Raw genomic sequence first — 17,029 nt, 5'->3', positions numbered from 1 at the left:
GATCGCGTCCGTTGGCGCGGCTGTCCGGTAGGTGTGATTTTGCGTGAGATCTACCAGTTGATGGGTGTTCACAATGTGTGGGTCCGTCACGCACCACGTGGTGATGCTGTCTTGTTTCGCGGGTCACGGCACGAGACGCTGGTCAGCGCATATGCAGCTCCTGGCACCATGCACTCCCGTACTTGTCCGTTAACGGTCAACGAAAGGTAGGTGCACGAGATGAGAGCCACTGCCCGACGCTTCGGGGCGCTGATACCCATAGTCGCCCTTGCCGCCGGTCTCCAGTTCGCCGCCTCCCCCACCGCGCAGAGCGCGCCCGTCGGCGATCTTCGTCTCGCTCCCCTTGCAACTGCCGTACAGAACAGCTGGATTGTCGTCCTGAAGGACGGCTCCACGCGCGCCGCCGATCTGGGCGCCACGCCGAAACTCACCTACCGCAACGTCCTCAAGGGCTTCTCCACGTCGATGTCCCGCGAAAAGGCCGCGCAGCTCGCGGCCGATCCGCGCGTGGCGTACGTCGAGCAGAACGCCACGGTCCGCCTCAACGACACCCAGTCCAACGCGACCTGGGGCATCGACCGCGTCGACCAGCGGAATCTGCCGCTGTCGAAGACGTACACCTACAACACCACCGCGTCGAACGTGAACGCGTACATCATCGACACCGGGATCCGCACGTCCCACAGCGAGTTCGGCGGCCGCGCGAGCGTCGGCACGGACACGGTGGGCGGCGGACAGAACGGCCAGGACTGCAACGGCCACGGCACACATGTCGCGGGCACGGTCGGCGGCAAGACGTACGGCGTGGCCAAGGCCGTCAAGCTCATTGCCGTACGCGTCCTGGACTGCGAGGGCTCCGGGACGACGGACGGGGTCATCGCGGGCATCGACTGGGTTACCGCCCACGCGAAGAAGCCGGCCGTCGCCAACATGAGCCTGGGCGGCAGTGCGAGCGCGTCGCTGGACAACGCGGTGAAGAAGTCCATCGCCTCGGGCGTCAGCTACTCGATCGCCGCGGGCAACGGCCTTCCCATCCTGGGCCTGCCCGCAAACGCGTGCAACTACTCGCCCGCCCGCGTCCCCGAGGCGATCACGGTCGGCGCGACGGACAACACCGACCGGAGGGCGTCGTTCTCCAACTACGGGACGTGTCTTGACCTGTTCGCACCGGGCGTGAACATCACGTCGTCGTGGAAGGACAGCGACACGGCGACGAACACGATCTCGGGCACTTCGATGGCGACGCCGCACACGACGGGCGTGGCGGCGCTGTATCTGGCGACGCATGCGACGGCGACCCCGGCGCAGGTCAGGAACGCGCTCGTGAACAACGCAACGAGCGGCAAGGTCCAGGACCCGCGGACGGGCTCCCCGAACAAGCTGCTGCACTCGCTGTTCTAGCCGTACTGGCACGAGAGGCACTGAACAGGCCCGGCCCGCACGGACTTCCGAGTCCGTGCGGGCCGGGGCGGTCCGGGTGCCATCAGTGATTGCGCGGGAAGCCCAGGTCCACGCCGATGTGGCCCTCCGACGGGTCCGGCCAGCGGGTCGTGACGACCTTGCCGCGCGTGTAGAAGTGCACACCGTCGTTGCCGTAGATGTGGTGGTCGCCGAAGAGCGAGTCCTTCCAGCCACCGAAGGAGTGGTAGCCCACCGGGACCGGGATCGGGACGTTCACGCCGACCATGCCCGCCTGGACCTCCAGCTGGAAGCGGCGGGCCGCGCCGCCGTCGCGGGTGAAGACGGCCGTGCCGTTGCCGTACGGGGAGGCATTGATCAGCGCCACGCCCTCCTCGTACGTCTCCGCGCGCAGCACGCACAGCACCGGGCCGAAGATCTCGTCGCGGTACGCGTCCGAGTCCGTGGAGACCTTGTCGAGCAGCGACAGGCCGATCCAGTGGCCGTCCTCGAAGCCGTCGACGGTGTAGCCGGTGCCGTCGAGCACAACCTGCGCGCCCTGGGCCGCCGCGCCCGTGACATAGGTGGCGACCTTGTCGCGGTGGGCCTTGGTGATCAGGGGGCCCATCTCGGACTCCGGGTCGTTGCCGGGGCCGATCTTGATCTTCTCGGCGCGCTCGCGGATCTTGTCCACCAGCTCGTCGGCGATGGAGCTGACCGCGACGACCGCGGAGATCGCCATGCAGCGCTCGCCCGCGGAGCCGTACGCCGCCGAGACCGCCGCGTCCGCGGCCGCGTCCAGGTCCGCGTCGGGCAGGACCAGCATGTGGTTCTTCGCGCCGCCGAGCGCCTGGACGCGCTTGCCGTTGGCGGAGGCGGTGGCATGGATGTATCGGGCGATCGGGGTGGAGCCAACGAAGGAGACCGCGGTGACGTCCGGGTGTGCGAGCAGCGCGTCGACCGCGACCTTGTCGCCGTGGACGACATTGAGCACACCGTCGGGCAGGCCCGCCTCGGCGGCCAGCTCCGCGAGGAGGTTCGCGGCCGACGGGTCCTTCTCGCTGGGCTTCAGTACGAAGGTGTTTCCGCAGGCGATCGCCAGCGGGAACATCCACATCGGGACCATTGCCGGGAAGTTGAACGGCGTGATGCCAGCGACGACGCCGAGCGACTGACGGATCGAGGAGACGTCGACCCGGTTGGAGACCTGGGTGGACAGTTCGCCCTTGAGCTGGGTGGTGATGCCGCAGGCGAGCTCGACGATCTCCAGGCCGCGGGCGACCTCGCCGAGCGCGTCGGAGTGGACCTTGCCGTGCTCGGCGGTGATCAGAGCGGCGATGTCGTCGCGGTGCGCGTCGAGCAGGGCGCGGTAGCGGAAGAGGATGGAGGTGCGCTGGGCGAGCGAGGACGTGCCCCAGGTGGCGTACGCGTCTTTCGCCGCGGTGACGGCGGCGTCGACCTCGTCCGCCGAGGCCAGGGCGACCCGGGTGGTGACGGCGCCGGTCGCCGGGTCGGTGACCGGGCCCCAGTTGCCTGACGCGCCTTCGACGGTCTTGCCACCGATCCAGTGGTTGACGGTCTTCATTTCGTGCTCCTTCAGGCTTCTACAGATGGCGGCGTCGGGCTGAGACTTGCCGGTCGTACTCCTCCCGGGCCTTGACCGCCGACGGGCGGGTCGCGGTCTCGGCCACCGGAACATCCCACCACGCCTGCGCCGGAGGCGCGCCCGACACAGTGTCTGCCGTTTCGGTCTCGACGTAGACACCTGTGGGAACGTCCGCATCACGCGCCACAGCAAGCGCTTCGTGCAGGTCACGCACCGTCTTGGCGCGGATCACGCGCAACCCGAGGGAGGCGGCGTTGGCGGCGAGGTCGACGGGGAGCGGGGCACCTGTGTACGTACCGTCGCCCGCCCGGTGGCGGTAGGCGGTGCCGAAGCGCTCAGCGCCCACCGACTCGGAGAGGCCGCCGATCGAGGCGTATCCGTGGTTCTGCAGGATGATCACCTTGATCGGGATGTTCTCCTGGACGGCGGTGACGATCTCGGTGGGGTTCATCAGATATGTACCGTCGCCGACGAGCGCCCACACCGGTCGGCCCGGCGCGGCCATGCAGACGCCGATGGCCGCCGGGATCTCGTATCCCATGCAGGAGTAGCCGTACTCGACGTGGTACTGGTCGGCGCTGCGGGCGCGCCACAGCTTGTGCAGGTCGCCCGGGAGCGAGCCCGCCGCGTTGATCACAATGTCGTCGCCGGTGACCAGGGCGTCGAGAGCGCCGAGCACCTGGGGCTGGGTCGGGCGGGTGTCCGGGTCCTCGGCCTCGTAGGCGGCGTCGACCCGGTGCTCCCAGCGCTCCTTGTCGTCGCCGTACTCCGTGGCGTAGGCGGGCTCGACGCGGAAGCGGGTGCCGAGCGCCGCTGCGAGCTCGTCGAGAGCGGTGCGGGCGTCCGCGACCAGGGTGAGTCCGGCCATCTTGTGGGCGTCGAAGCCGGTGATGTTGATGTTCAGGAAGCGGACTGCTGGATTCTGGAAGAGGGTCGCGGAGGCGGTGGTGAAGTCGGACCAGCGGGTGCCGACGCCGATCACCAGGTCGGCCGTACGGGCCAGCTCGTCGGCCGTAGCGGTGCCGGTGTGGCCGATTCCGCCGACGTCACAGGGGTGGTCGTGGGGCAGTGACCCCTTGCCCGCCTGGGTGGAGGCGACCGGGATGCCGGTCGCGTCGGCGAAGGACTTCAGAGCCTCCTCGGCCTCACTGTGGTGGACACCGCCGCCCGCGACGATCAGGGGGCGGCGCGCGGCGGAGATCGCGCGGCGTGCCGCGTCGAGGGCGTCCAGGTCGGGTCGGGGGCGGCCGACCTGCCAGACGCGCTCGGCGAAGAACTCCTCCGGCCAGTCGTACGCCTCGGCCTGCACGTCCTGCGGCAGTGCCAGCGTGACCGCGCCGGTGTCGGCGGGGTCGGCGAGGACACGCATCGCCTGCAGGGCGGCTGGGATGAGCGCCTCGGGGCGGGTGACGCGGTCGAAGTAGCGCGAGACCGGGCGCAGGGCGTCGTTGACCGACACATCGCCCGCGTACGGGAGTTCCAGCTGCTGGAGGACCGGGTCGGCGGGGCGGGTCGCGAACATGTCGCCGGGCAGCAGCAGAACGGGCAGCCGGTTGATGGTGGCGAGCGCGGCGCCGGTGACGAGGTTGGTGGCGCCGGGGCCGATGGAGGTCGTGACGGCGTGGGCGGAGAGGCGGCGCGACTGGCGGGCGTAGCCGACGGCGGCGTGCACCATGGCCTGTTCGTTGCGGCCCTGGATGTACGGCATGTCCTCGCCGGATTCCAGGAGCGCCTGGCCGAGTCCGGCCACATTGCCGTGGCCGAAGATGCCCCAGGTGGCGTTGATCAGACGGTGGCGGCGGCCATCGCGTTCGGTGTACTGGCGGGCGAGGAAGGCGACGAGGGCCTGGGCGGCGGTGAGTCGGCGTGTCTTCATCGGTGGCCTCCATCGCTCCCGTACAGGGGCAGTCGGGGGTCGACGGGCTGCTCCGGCCAGGTGTCGCGGATCCAGCCGTGGTCCGGGTGGTCGCAGATCAGCCACTCCCGGGTGGCGCCCGGGCCCGCCATGACATTGAGGTAGTACATGTCGCGGCCGGGCGCGGCGATGGACGGGCCGTGCCAGCCGTCGGGGATGAGTACGGCGTCACCGGTGCGGACCTCGGCGAGGACGTCCGTACCGCCGGGCCTGGACGGGGAGACCCGGTGGTATCCCACGCCGCCGTGGTCGATCTCGAAGTAGTAGATCTCTTCGAGCTCGGACTCGACGCCGGGGCGGTGCTCGTCGTGCTTGTGCGGCGGGTACGAGGACCAGTTCCCGCCGGGCGTGAGCACCTCGACCGCGATCAGCTTGTCGCAGTCGAACCCGTATGAACCATCGCCTCCGGCGAGGGCGGCCGCGGCGAAGTTGTTGACCTGGCGCGAACAGGTGCCCGAGCCGCGCAGCTCGACCGGAACCTCCGGCGCGGGGCCGTAGCGAGCGGGGAGTCGTCGCTCGCACTTCGCTCCTGCCAGGGCGAAGCGGCCTCCCGCACCGGAGGCGATCTGTGCATGGGCATCGCGCGGGACATAGGCGAAGTCCGTCACTCCGCTGAACACGCTTTCTCTGCCCTGCAGTTCAAAGGTCTCGCCTTGTGTCTGCACCGTGCAACCGCCGGCGAGCGGCAGCACGATCCATTCACTGTCCCCGGCGACGAGGGAGTGTGAACCGCCCGGCTTCAGCTCCAGTACACGCAGGCTGGAGTACCCCCAGCCGGCCTGTTCCGGGTCGATCCGGAGGGCATACGGCCCGTCGGCCGCGCTGCCCGCCGGCAGGTACTGCTTCTGGTCGTCGTGGTCGCTCATGACTTCTCCGTACCCCCTACAGCAGTCCTACGGCCGTATCGACCGCACCGGAGACGTCTCCGTCGACCGGATAGAGCAGCGAGCGTCCCACCACCAGTCCCTGGACGGTGGGCAGTTGCAGCGCACCACGCCATTTCTCGTACGCGCCGTGCTGGTCGCCGCCGATCTCTCCCCCGAGCAGGACCGCGGGCAGGGTCGAGGTCTCCATCACGGACGCCATGGCGTCGGGGTCGTCGGTGACGGGGACCTTCAGCCAGGTGTACGCGGAGGTGCCTGCAAGCCCGGACGCGATCGCGATCGACCGGGTGACTGCCTCGGCGCTGAGATCGTTGCGGAGCCGGCCGTCGACCCGGTGACAGATGAACGGCTCGATGAAGACGGGAAGCTGACGCTCCGCCATCTCGTCGACGGCCCGGGCGGTGGCGTGCAGCGTGTCGAGCGAGGCCGGGTCCTCGTAGTCGATACGGAGCAGCAGCTTGCCCGCGTCGAATCCGAGGCGGTCCAGGTCCTGGGGGCGGTGTCCGGTGAACCGGTCGTCGAGCTCGAACGTCGCGCCGGCGAGGCCACCGCGGTTCATGGAGCCCATGACGACCTTGTCGTCGAGGGCGCCGAGGAGGAGCAGGTCGTCGAGGATGTCGGCGGTGGCGAGTACACCGTCGACGCCAGGGCGGGAGAGGGCCAGGCAGAGCCGTTCGAGCAGGTCGAGGCGGTTGGCCATGGCGAGCGGGCGGTCGCCGACGGCGAGGGCGCCGCGGGCGGGATGGTCGGCGGCGATGATCATCAGGCGTCCGCTCTCGCCGATGAGCCGCGGCCGCCTGCGCCGCCGGGACGCGGCTTCGGCGACAGCCTCGGGGTGACGGGTGCGGATCCCGACGAGCTCGGCGATGTCGACGGTGCTCACTACGCGGCTCCTGGCGGGACTGGCCCGAGCGTGGGCGGCGGGGCCTGACCGGGCGGCGGGACCGGCGGCGGGGTCGGGGACGGCGGGACCGGGCCGCCGGAGAGGACCTGGTCGACCTCGGCGGCGTACGGCATCGCGGTGGAGCAGGCGAGGCGTGCGGCGACGATGGCTCCGGCGGCGTTGGCGTACCGCATGATGCGCTCCAACTCCCAGCCGGACAGCAGCCCGTGGCAGAGCGCCCCGCCGAACGCGTCGCCCGCACCGAGCCCGTTGACCACCTCGACGGGGACGGGCGGCACCTCGGCCTGCGTACCGTCCCGGTGAACTGCGAGAACCCCCTTGGGCCCCTGCTTGACGACGGCGAGCTCGACCCCGGCGGCAAGCAGTGCGCGGGCCGCGGCATACGGCTCACGCTCGCCGGTGGCGATCTCGCACTCCTCCAGATTGCCCACGGCGACGGTGGCGTGCCCGAGCGCCTCGGCGTAGTACGGCCGCGCCTCGTCCGGGTTCTTCCAGGCCGTGCTGTTCCACAGCATCGGCCGCCAGTCGAGGTCGAAGACGGTCGTGCCGGACCGGTCCCGGTGGGCGAGCGCGGCCAGGGTCGCCGTACGGCTCGGCTCCGCGCACAGGCCCGTCCCCGTCATCCAGAACACGCGCGCCTCACGGATGGCCGCCAGGTCCAGCTCGTGCTCATGGATCTCGAGGTCGGGGGCTTTCGGCTGCCGGTAGAAGTAGAGCGGAAAGTCGTCCGGCGGGAAGATCTCGCAGAAGGTGACCGGGGTCGGGTAGGCGGCCACCGGCGTCACCCAGCGGTCGTCGACCCCGAACTCCCCCAGTGCCTGGTGGAGATAGTCCCCGAAGGCGTCCTGGCCGGTGCGGGTGATCACCGCCGTCCGCCGGCCGAGCCTGGCCGCCCCGACCGCGACATTCGTGGCCGAGCCGCCGAGGAACTTTCCGAACGTGTCGACCTGCGCCAACGGGACCCCGGTCCGCAGCGGATACAGGTCCACCCCGATCCGGCCCATCGTGATCACGTCGTACGGCTGAGGCATGCGCGTCCCTTCGGTTCGACGCCGGCTGCACCCAGGTCTAGTGCTCCTTCCTGAGCCCTGTCAACATTTTGTCCTTACATTCGGACGAAGCCTTGACACCCTTCTCCGACGGCCGGAAAGCTGACCGGCATGACCTCATCCGTCCCCTCCCTGAACCGCATCCGGGTCGGCTCGGCCCCCGACTCCTGGGGGGTGTGGTTCCCCGACGACCCTCAGCAGGTCCCCTGGCAGCGCTTCCTCGACGAGGTCGCCCAGGCCGGTTACGAATGGATCGAGCTCGGCCCGTACGGCTATCTCCCGAGCGACCCCGCCCGCCTCACCGATGAGACCGCCCGGCGCGGGCTGAAGGTCTCCGCCGGGACCGTCTTCACCGGGCTGCACCACGGGCCCGCCGTCTGGGAGAAGACCTGGGCGCATGTCGCGGACATCGCGGCGCTCACCCAGGCGATGGGCGCGGAACATCTGGTCGTCATCCCCTCCTTCTGGCGCGACGACAAGACCGGCCAGGTGCTGGAGGACAGCACCCTCACCCCCGCGCAATGGCGCGATCTGACCGACCAGACCGAGCGGTTGGGCCGCGAGGTGCGGGAGCGGTACGGGCTGAGGATCGTCGTCCATCCGCATGCCGACACGCATATCGACAGCGAGGAGAACGTCAGCCGCTTCCTCGACGCCACCGATCCCGCGCTGGTCTCGCTCTGCCTGGACACGGGGCACTACGCCTACTGCGGAGGCGACAGCGTCAAGCTGATCGAGACGTACGGGGAGCGGATCGGATACCTCCATCTCAAGCAGGTGGATCCGGAGATCCTCGCCGAAGTGGTCGCGGACGAAGTGCCGTTCGGACCGGCCGTCGGCCGGGGCGTGATGTGCGAACCGCCGTCCGGGGTGCCCGCGCTGGAGCCCGTACTGGCCGCGGCCCAGGCACTGGACGTCGAACTCTTCGCCATCGTCGAGCAGGACATGTATCCCTGTCCGCCCGACAAACCCTTCCCGATCGCCCGGCGAACCCGCGGTTTCCTGCGCTCTTGTGGCGCCTGACGCTCACGCCACACTCACGCCACACTCACGCCACTTCTGTCACGGTTGTCTCCCGCTCATCACGCATGTCTCTATTACGCGGGACTTCCGTCACAGCCGATCAACAGGCCCACCCCTCGCCGCACTCGCAGTCGTTCAACGGGCACAGGCTCAGTGATCGCCAGCGTCCGCGCCGCAGCTCCCCCGATGGCCCCCCGGCCGCCCGCTGCCGCGCACGCAGGGAGGTGCCACCTATATGACGGACAGAAGACTCTGGTCCTACAAGGACATCGCCGCGCACATCAAGGTGCAGCCGGACACGGTCCGCTCATACCGCAAGCACGGCCTTCTCCCGCCGCCCGACCATGTGGAGGCAGGCAAGCCCTACTGGTACGCGGACACGATCCGCGTCTGGGTCGCCAACCGCCCCGGGAACAGGGGCCGCAGGGACTGAGACGTATGGCCTGAGAGCCGATGGGACTGCGCCACCGGAGCCCCGCCCCCCGGGTGCGGGGCTCCGGCGTGCACGCGGTGTCAGGCGTTGACCTTGTCCCGTACCGCGTCGGGATCAGACTCCGGCCCCGACTTCGGGCCGGTGTCCGGCTTCGACTCCGGAGTCGGCTGCGGTATCTCCCCCTCGCTCAGACCGAACCGCTGATGGAATCGGCGCAGTGGCGCGGGTGCCCACCACGTCGAGACGCCCATCAGCTTCATCACCGACGGGACCAGCAGACTGCGCACCACCATGGCGTCCATCAGCACGGCCAGCGCGATTCCGAGACCGAGCATCTTGGTGTTGGTCACCCGTGAGGTGCCGATACCCACCATCACGACAGCGAGGATCACGGCCGCCGCGGTGATCAGCCCGCCGGTGCGCTGGAGTCCGAACCTCACCGCGTGCTCGTGGTCGCCGGTGTGGTCGTACTCCTCCTTGATACGGGAGAGCAGAAAGACTCCGTAGTCCATGGAGAGCCCGAAGGCGATGCAGAACATCAGGACGGGCAACGTCGTCTCAATGTCCCCGGTGGAGGTGAAGGAGAGCAGTCCGGAGAGGTTGCCGTCCTGGAAGACCCAGACGACCGCACCGAACATCGCTGTCAGGCTCAGGGCGTTGAGCACGACCGCCTGGATCGGGATCAGCACACTGCCGGTGAGCAGGAAGACGAGCAGCAGGGTCACCACGGCGATGATCCCCAGCGCAAGCGGCAGTCGGTCCGCTATCGCCGCCTTGGAGTCCTCCAGGACTGCCGCCCTGCCCGTCACCGAGGTCTCGAACGAGGCCGGGACGTCGCGCAGTTCGTGTACGAGCCGCTGAGCCCGTTCGCCCACCGCCTCGCCCTTGGGCTGGACCGCGAAGTAGGCCGAACCGCTCGCGGTGACAGGCCCGTCGACCCGCAGCACACCCGGGAGGGCGGCAATACGGGCGCGGTAGTCGGCGTACTCGGCAGGTGTCGTACGGGACCTCTTGTCCTCGGCGAACACTTCGAGGCCGCCGGCGGGACTGCCGGGGAAGCCGTCGCGGATCTGCTGCTGGACCACATGAGACTCCGCGGTCGCCGGCAGCTGGCGGTCGTCCGGGGTGCCGAACTTCACGCCCAGGAAGGGCAGTCCGAGCAGCATCAGACCGGTCACTGTGGCGAAGGCGAAGAGCGGGGCACGGCGCATCACCAGGGCCGCGAACCGCGCCCATCCGGCGCCGGTTGCCTCCGTGTCCGTACCCACGCTCTTGCCGCGGGCACGCCGGAACAGGCGGCGCAGATCGAGCGCGTTGACCCGATGCCCCAGGAGCATCAGCGCGGCCGGGAGCAGAATCAGCGCGGCGCCCGCGGCCAGCAGGACAACAGCGATCCCGGCATAGGCGAACGACCGCAGGAAGTACTGCGGGAAGACCAGCATCGCGGCCAGCGACACCGCCACGGTCAGCGCGGAGAACAGAACCGTGCGGCCCGCGGTGCGCAGGGTGATGCCCACCGCCTCGCGCACTTCGGCCCCCGCGGCGAGCTCCTCGCGGAATCTGCGCACGATGAACAGGGCGTAGTCGATGGCGAGTCCGAGACCCAGGGCCGTGGTGAGGTTCTGCGCGAAGACCGAGACATCCGCGAACTCCGTGATGCCGCGCAGCACGGCATTCGTCCCCAGGATGGCGACGATGCCGACGCCCAGCGGGAGCAGCGCGGCGATCGCGCTGCCGAAGACCATGACCAGCAGCACCAGCGTCACCGGCAGGGCGATCATCTCGGCCCGCAGCAGGTCGTCCTGGATGATCGTCGTCATCTCGTGCTGAACGCCGACCGGGCCGCCGATCGAGACGTCCACCGGGCCGTGCGCTCCGCGGAAGTCGGGCGCAATCCGCTCCAGCACCTCGGCCGCGGCCTTCTCGTCGCCCTGGATCCGGGCCGCGATCAGGGCCTGCCGCCCGTCTCGGGCCCGCAGCGCGGGCGAGCCCGTCTGCCAGTACGAACCGACGCCCGTGACGTCCTTCTCGGCGGCCAGCTGCTCCGCCAGCCGCCGTCCCTCGGCGGCGACCGCCGGGTCGTCCACGCTCGCCCGCCCGCTGTCCACGAGCAGCAGCACATTCGGCTGAGAGGCGGGGAACTCCCGCTCCAGGGCCTTGGTCGCATAGGTCGACTCGGCAGACGGGTCCGCCCAGCCGCCGCTTCCCATCCGCTCGGCGACTCCGCTTCCGGCGAATACGGCGAGCGCGGTGAGGACGAGGGCGGCGAGCAGCGAGAGCCGGGGGCGCGCGGTGACGAAGCGGGTCCATCCTCCGAGTGGAGGTGGGCTGTTGACTTCGGACATGGTGCGGTGTCCCCTTCACCGTGGCCCACGCGCTGGCTTCCCGGCAGGCAGCATGGGTCGACCATTGCCATAGACTGGCAAACACGAGCTATCGCTCGCATTAATCAAGAATGCGAGCGACCACTCGCGTTTGTCAACCGCTTGAGGAAGCTGGGGATTTCACGTGCCGGAGCCCACGACACCGGAGCCCGCCGCGACCGCCGAGCCCAAGCCCGGACCCGCCGCCGAGCCGGGACCGGACGCGACCACAGAGCCCGTCGGCGCCGCCGCGACCAGCGAGCCAGCGGCCACCGAGCCCGCGAGCACCGAGCCCGCGACCACCGCCAAGCCGCGGCGGCGCCAGGCCCGGGGTGAGCGCCGTATCGCCCAGCTCCTCGACGCCGCGGCCAGCGTCTTCTGCAGCACCGGCTACACCGCGGCCAGCACCAACGCCATCGCCCGCGAGGCAGGCGTCTCCCCCGGCACGCTCTACCAGTTCTTCCCGAACAAGGAGGCCATCGCCGTCGAGCTCGGCGGCAGGCTCCTGGAGCGCTGGCGCGAGTCCCACGGTGCGGCCCTGACCGAGGCCAATCTGGACCTCCCCCTCGACCGGTTGCTGGACGCTGTCCTCGATCCGCTCTTCGCGTTCAACCACGAGAACCCGGCCTTCGCGGTCCTGGTGCACGGCCCCGACGTACCCGGCCAGATCACCGTGGAGTTCAACGCGCTGCACGCCGTGCTGCTCACCCGCATCGAGGAGATCATCGCGAGCTTTCTCCCCGACGCCCCGCCCGCCGAGCGCACCCGCATCGCGACCATGATCTTCGCCGTGTTCAAGGCCGGTCTCGACCTGGCACTCGCCCACGAGGGCGAAGAGCGGCAGGCGTACATCGACGAGATCAAGAAAGTCATGTTCCGCTACCTGGCCCCGGTCGTCGGCCTCTGCCCGGCCGGGCAGCCGGCCGCGGAGCAGCAAAACGCGGCACGCGGCGCTCATTCGCATTAATACCCCCTAGGGGTATAGTCTGCGAGTGTCAGGGAGCCTCGGCATTCCCGCGGCCCTCCGGCGCCCCATGACTTCGTACGTGTTGCACCCTCGAAGAGGAGAACGCCATGACCGCCGAGACGAACACCGAGACCGCCCGGGCGACCGGCTCCTGCTGCTCGTCGACCGGCTCCTGTCACGACGGCGCGGCCGACGTGCAGATCGGTGGCGTCACCACCGTCTACCAGGTCACCGGCATGACGTGCGGCCACTGCGAAGGCGCGGTCTCGAGCGAGATCTCCGAGCTCCCGGGCGTGACTTCGGTGAAGGCGGTCGCCTCGACCGGCCAGGTGACGGTCGTCTCCGACGCCCCGCTGGACGAGACCGCCGTACGCGAGGCCGTGGACGAGGCCGGGTACGAGCTCGTCGGCCGGGCCTGAGCGCAGACCGCCGGGCGCTAGCCCCACAGACATCTCCCGCCGGGCCGTACCCGACCAGTCCCATACTGGTCGCGTACGGCCCGGCCCCCGTTTTGGAGTCCTGAACGTGGAAACATCCCAGGTCGAGCTGACCATCGGCGGGATGACCTGCGCCTCGTGCGCCGCTCGCGTCGAGAAGAAGCTCAATCGCATGGACGGCGTCAGCGCCACCGTCAACTACGCGACCGAGAAGGCGAAGATCTCCTACCCGCAGGGTCTGGAGGTCACCGATCTCATCGCGACCGTCGTGAAGACCGGCTACACGGCCGAGCAGCCCCCGCCGCCCGCGCCGGAGCCCGCCTCCGACCTCGACGAGCCCGCTGCGGACGCACCCCCGCACCGCGACCCCGAGACGGCCGCCCTGCGCCAACGCCTCACCGTCTCCGCCGTACTCTCCGCGCCTGTCGTCCTGATGGCGATGATCCCCGCCCTGCAGTTCGACAACTGGCAGTGGCTCTCACTGGCCCTCGCGGCCCCGGTCGTCGTCTGGGGTGCCCTCCCCTTCCACCGGGCCGCCTGGACCAACCTCCGCCACGGCGCGGCCACCATGGACACCCTCGTCTCCCTCGGCACGCTCGCCGCCTTCGGCTGGTCGCTGTGGGCGCTGTTCCTCGGGGACGCGGGCATGCCCGGTATGCGCCACGGCTTCGATCTGACCGTCGCCCGTACCGACGGACCTTCGACGATCTATCTCGAAGTCGCGGCGGGCGTGACCACGTTCATCCTGCTCGGCCGCTATCTGGAAGCCCGCTCCAAGCGGAAGGCGGGCGCGGCCCTGCGTGCCCTCATGGAGCTGGGAGCCAAGGACGTCGCCGTACTGCGCGGCGGTACGGAAGTGCGCGTTCCGGTCGGCCGGCTCGCGGTCGGCGACCGCTTCGTCGTACGTCCGGGAGAGAAGATCGCCACCGATGGCACGGTCGTGGACGGCGCATCGGCCGTCGACGCCTCGATGCTCACCGGAGAGTCCGTGCCGGTGGATGTGACCGCGGGCGACCCGGTCACGGGCGGCTGCGTCAACACCGCCGGCCGTCTCGTCGTCGAAGCCACCCGGATCGGCGCGGACACCCAGCTCGCCCGGATGGCCAGGCTGGTCGAGGACGCCCAGAACGGCAAGGCCGAGGTGCAGCGCCTTGCCGACCGGATCTCGGCGGTCTTCGTGCCCGCCGTGCTGCTGATCGCCCTCGGCACGCTCGCCGCCTGGCTGCTGACCACCGGCGACACGACCGCTGCCTTCACCGCCTCCGTCGCCGTACTGATCATCGCCTGCCCCTGCGCGCTCGGCCTCGCGACCCCGACCGCCCTCATGGTCGGTACGGGGCGGGGCGCGCAGCTCGGCATCCTGATCAAGGGGCCCGAGGTGCTGGAGTCCACCCGCAGGGCCGACACCGTCGTCCTGGACAAGACCGGGACGGTCACCACCGGCCGGATGAGCCTTCAGGGCGTGTACGTCTCCGGAACCGCCGAGGAGCACGAACTGCTGCGCTTCGCGGGCGCACTGGAGCACGCCTCGGAGCACCCCATCGCACGCGCCGTCGCTGCGGGAGCCGCGGAACGCGTCGGTCGTCTGCCGGCTGCGACGGCCTTCGAGAACGTCCCCGGGCTCGGCGTGCGAGGCGTCGTCGAGGGCCACGAGGTGCTCGTCGGACGTGCCCAGCTTCTCCAGGACGCGGGTGTGGACCTGCCCGGCGAGCTGACCGCCGCCGCGGGCACGGACGGACGGACGGCCGTCTTCGCCGCCCGGGACGGCAAGGCGCTCGGCGTCCTCACCGTCGCCGACGCGGTCAAGGACTCGAGCGCCGAGGCGGTCGCCCGGCTGCGGGCCCTGGGCCTCACTCCGGTACTGCTGACCGGTGACAGCAGGGCGGTGGCCGACGCGGTCGCGGCCGAGGTCGGCATCGACGAGGTGTACGCCGAGGTCCTGCCCGAGGAGAAGGTGGCCGTGGTCCGGCGCCTGCAGGCCCAGGGCCGCAGCGTCGCGATGGTCGGGGACGGCGTCAACGACGCGGCAGCGCTCGCCACAGCCGATCTTGGTCTGGCGATGGGCACGGGCACCGACGCGGCGATCGAGGCCGGCGATCTGACACTCGTACGCGGGGATCTGAGGGTTGCCGCCGACGCGATCCGTCTCGCACGTCGGACGCTTGCAACTATCAAAGGGAATCTTTACTGGGCCTTCGGCTACAACGTCGCCGCACTGCCTCTCGCGGCATCAGGCCTGCTCAACCCCATGATCGCCGGTTTCGCCATGGCCTTTTCATCCGTATTTGTGGTGACCAACAGCCTCCGCTTGCGCTCCTTCTCGTGACTACAGATAGGTCACAAGACCTTCACAAGGAGACCTAGATCACAGATATTGAGGGGTAACCATTCAGGCTCCTCGCGAGTCTAAATGGGCGATGCCGAGAACGTCTTGGGGGACGTTCATGGGATGTCTTGGGGGACGTCCCAGGCAAGCGTTGGCCGGGGCACGTGCCCGGGGAGCTTTGAGCGGCCCTCCCGTGCGTACGTACCCCGGCAGACCGCGTGAGGAGCTCCTGCAGCCAGCAGGCACCCGGCCGGATCCCGTGGGGGGAATCCGCTCCGGGGATATGGGAAGCGCCCCGCCCGCCGACCCGTGGGGGGATCGGCAGCGGGGCGCTTTCCGCGTTCTACGCGGCCGCGTTCAGCGGAGTACCGTCCCCCGACGAGCGCCGCGGACGCGGTGTCAGCGGGCCTCGACCGGGACGAAGTCGCGCAGGACCTCGCCGGTGTAGATCTGGCGCGGACGGCCGATGCGGGAACCCGGCTCCTTGATCATCTCGTGCCACTGGGCGATCCAGCCCGGGAGACGGCCGAGCGCGAAGAGCACGGTGAACATCTCGGTCGGGAAGCCCATGGCCCGGTAGATCAGACCGGTGTAGAAGTCCACGTTCGGGTAGAGGTTGCGCGAGACGAAGTAGTCGTCGGAGAGCGCGTGCTCCTCCAGCTTGAGCGCGATGTCGAGCAGCTCGTCGGACTTGCCGAGCGCCGAGAGGACATCGTGCGCCGCGGCCTTGATGATCTTCGCGCGCGGGTCGAAGCTCTTGTAGACGCGGTGGCCGAAGCCCATCAGACGGACGCCGTCCTCCTTGTTCTTCACCTTGCGGATGAAGGAGTCCACGTCGCCGCCGTTGGCCTGGATGCCTTCGAGCATCTCCAGGACCGACTGGTTGGCGCCACCGTGCAGCGGGCCCCACAGGGCGCTGATGCCGGCGGAGATCGAGGCGAACATGTTCGCCTGCGAGGAGCCGACCAGACGCACCGTGGATGTCGAACAGTTCTGCTCGTGATCAGCGTGCAGGATCAGCAGCTTGTCGAGCGCCGAGACCACGACCGGGTCGAGGTCGTACTCCTGGGCGGGGACCGAGAAGGTCATCCGCAGGAAGTTCTCCACGTACCCGAGGTCGTTGCGCGGGTAGACGAAGGGGTGGCCGATCGACTTCTTGTAGGCGTACGCCGCGATCGTCGGAAGCTTCGCGAGCAGCCGGACCGTGGAGAGGTGACGCTGCTTCTCGTCGAACGGGTTGTGGCTGTCCTGGTAGAACGTCGACAGCGCGCTGACGACGGACGACAGCATCGCCATCGGGTGGGCGTCGCGCGGGAATCCGCCGAAGAACCGCTTGACGTCCTCGTGCAGCAGCGTGTGCTGGGTGATCTCACCCTTGAAGGCCGCAAGCTCGTCGACCGTCGGAAGCTCGCCGTTGATCAGCAGGTACGCCACCTCGACGAAGGTGGAGCGCTCGGCCAGCTGCTCGATCGGGTAGCCGCGGTAGCGCAGGATGCCCTGCTCGCCGTCGAGGTAAGTGATGGCGGATTTATAGGCGGCGGTATTGCCGTATCCGCTGTCCAGGGTGACCAGACCGGTATTGGCTCGGAGCTTCCCGATGTCGAAGCCCTTGTCGCCGACGGTGCTCTCGACCACCGGGTAGGTGTATTCACCGTCCGCGTACCGCAGTACTACAGAGTTGTCGCTCACGTCATCCCTCACCGACGTAGTGCCTCTTCTTCGAG

At 69.5% G+C, this 17,029-nt stretch carries 13 protein-coding genes; 6 read left to right on the top strand and 7 right to left on the bottom strand.

Annotation, left to right across the window (positions count from 1 at the left end; translation table 11 throughout):
* Nucleotides 1-210 precede the first annotated feature (210 nt).
* Nucleotides 211-1,401: a S8 family peptidase gene (locus ABZS64_RS14535; protein WP_355828193.1), complete on the top strand. Its 1,191-nt coding sequence runs from the start codon at nt 211-213 to the stop codon at nt 1,399-1,401.
* An 82-nt stretch (nt 1,402-1,483) separates the two neighbouring features.
* Here ABZS64_RS14535 and mmsA read toward each other — a convergent pair whose 3' ends face one another.
* From mmsA to iolC, 5 genes are read right to left on the bottom strand one after another with little or no spacing between them, the layout of a single operon-like run.
* On the bottom strand, nt 1,484-2,983 hold the full coding sequence (mmsA, locus tag ABZS64_RS14530; protein ID WP_355828190.1) for a CoA-acylating methylmalonate-semialdehyde dehydrogenase: 1,500 nt from the start codon (nt 2,981-2,983) through the stop codon (nt 1,484-1,486).
* A gap of 19 nt (nt 2,984-3,002) precedes the next feature.
* A complete protein-coding gene (iolD, locus tag ABZS64_RS14525; RefSeq protein ID WP_355828187.1) occupies nt 3,003-4,880 on the bottom strand; it encodes a 3D-(3,5/4)-trihydroxycyclohexane-1,2-dione acylhydrolase (decyclizing) in 1,878 nt (625 codons plus the stop codon).
* Nucleotides 4,877-5,785: a 5-deoxy-glucuronate isomerase gene (gene iolB, locus ABZS64_RS14520; protein ID WP_355828184.1), complete on the bottom strand. Its 909-nt coding sequence runs from the start codon at nt 5,783-5,785 to the stop codon at nt 4,877-4,879. Before iolB ends, iolD begins: the two co-directional genes overlap by 4 nt.
* A 16-nt stretch (nt 5,786-5,801) precedes the next feature.
* Nucleotides 5,802-6,686: a deoxyribose-phosphate aldolase gene (locus ABZS64_RS14515; protein WP_355828181.1), complete on the bottom strand. Its 885-nt coding sequence runs from the start codon at nt 6,684-6,686 to the stop codon at nt 5,802-5,804.
* Nucleotides 6,686-7,738 (bottom strand): 5-dehydro-2-deoxygluconokinase, encoded by a 1,053-nt coding sequence (gene iolC / locus ABZS64_RS14510; RefSeq protein ID WP_355828179.1) that lies wholly within the window; start codon nt 7,736-7,738, stop codon nt 6,686-6,688. The genes ABZS64_RS14515 and iolC overlap by 1 nt, the downstream gene beginning before the upstream one ends.
* Before the next feature lie 129 nt (nt 7,739-7,867).
* Between iolC and ABZS64_RS14505 the strand changes: the two genes are divergently transcribed.
* Both ABZS64_RS14505 and ABZS64_RS14500 read left to right on the top strand, forming a co-directional pair.
* The gene (locus ABZS64_RS14505; protein WP_355828176.1) at nt 7,868-8,779 is read left to right on the top strand and encodes a sugar phosphate isomerase/epimerase; all 912 of its coding nucleotides are present in this window, start codon (nt 7,868-7,870) and stop codon (nt 8,777-8,779) included.
* A 235-nt stretch (nt 8,780-9,014) separates the two neighbouring features.
* Entirely contained in the window at nt 9,015-9,212 is a 198-nt protein-coding gene (locus ABZS64_RS14500) for a MerR family transcriptional regulator (RefSeq protein WP_355828173.1), read from the top strand.
* An 80-nt stretch (nt 9,213-9,292) separates the two neighbouring features.
* Here ABZS64_RS14500 and ABZS64_RS14495 read toward each other — a convergent pair whose 3' ends face one another.
* Nucleotides 9,293-11,557, bottom strand: coding sequence for an MMPL family transporter (locus tag ABZS64_RS14495; protein WP_355828170.1), 2,265 nt, complete (start codon nt 11,555-11,557; stop codon nt 9,293-9,295).
* Nucleotides 11,558-11,720: 163 nt separating this feature from the next.
* Here ABZS64_RS14495 and ABZS64_RS14490 point away from each other — a divergent pair, with 163 nt between their 5' ends.
* The 3 genes from ABZS64_RS14490 (at nt 11,721) to ABZS64_RS14480 (ending at nt 15,305) form a co-directional block, all read left to right on the top strand.
* Nucleotides 11,721-12,542 (top strand): TetR family transcriptional regulator, encoded by an 822-nt coding sequence (locus ABZS64_RS14490; RefSeq protein ID WP_355828167.1) that lies wholly within the window; start codon nt 11,721-11,723, stop codon nt 12,540-12,542.
* A 107-nt stretch (nt 12,543-12,649) separates the two neighbouring features.
* A complete protein-coding gene (locus tag ABZS64_RS14485) occupies nt 12,650-12,961 on the top strand; it encodes a heavy-metal-associated domain-containing protein (RefSeq protein ID WP_355828165.1) in 312 nt (103 codons plus the stop codon).
* 106 nt (nt 12,962-13,067) lie between these two features.
* Entirely contained in the window at nt 13,068-15,305 is a 2,238-nt protein-coding gene (locus ABZS64_RS14480) for a heavy metal translocating P-type ATPase (protein ID WP_355828162.1), read from the top strand.
* A 399-nt stretch (nt 15,306-15,704) separates the two neighbouring features.
* Here ABZS64_RS14480 and ABZS64_RS14475 read toward each other — a convergent pair whose 3' ends face one another.
* Complete coding sequence (locus ABZS64_RS14475) at nt 15,705-16,994, bottom strand: citrate synthase (RefSeq protein ID WP_355828160.1); 1,290 nt, start codon at nt 16,992-16,994, stop codon at nt 15,705-15,707.
* Nucleotides 16,995-17,029 lie beyond the last annotated feature (35 nt).

The organism is Streptomyces sp. NPDC005408 (genome assembly GCF_040606445.1).
GTDB lineage: Bacteria > Actinomycetota > Actinomycetes > Streptomycetales > Streptomycetaceae > Streptomyces.
This window is presented reverse-complemented; position numbering and strand designations above follow the sequence as displayed.